This is a genomic window from Faecalibacterium sp. DFI.5.82 (genome assembly GCF_029076575.1).
GTDB classification, from domain to species: domain Bacteria; phylum Bacillota; class Clostridia; order Oscillospirales; family Ruminococcaceae; genus Faecalibacterium; species Faecalibacterium duncaniae.
The window spans coordinates 1-290 of sequence record NZ_JARFIS010001094.1 but is presented as its reverse complement, the minus strand read 5'-3'; the positions used below and the strand labels follow the sequence as shown (position 1 = coordinate 290).

The window sequence follows — 290 nt, the reverse complement described above, 5'->3', positions numbered from 1 at the left end:
CTTGAAACAACGGCCTTTTTGGGGTAAAGTAATGGAGTATGTGAAACATCTTCCTGTTTCACAAAGGAGCTGATTAACTGTTAAATAAAACGCAGAATAAAATAGAATTATACGTTATAATATAACCATAGAAAGAAAAAATGTAGGTGGTTATTGTTATGACGATGATGAAACCAAAAGAAATGGCTGAGCGATTAGGTGTTACGGTTAGAACCTTACAGATATGGGATAAAAAGGGAATTTTAAAAGCTTATCGAACACCAACTAATCGAAGATACTATACAGTAGTA

General features: G+C 33.1%; 1 protein-coding gene. It reads left to right on the top strand.

Features of this window, described 5'->3' with window-relative positions; genetic code table 11:
* Positions 1–158 precede the first annotated feature (158 nt).
* On the top strand, positions 159–290 hold a 132-nt coding region (locus P0G09_RS20295), incomplete at its 3' end, for a MerR family DNA-binding transcriptional regulator (protein ID WP_275253581.1).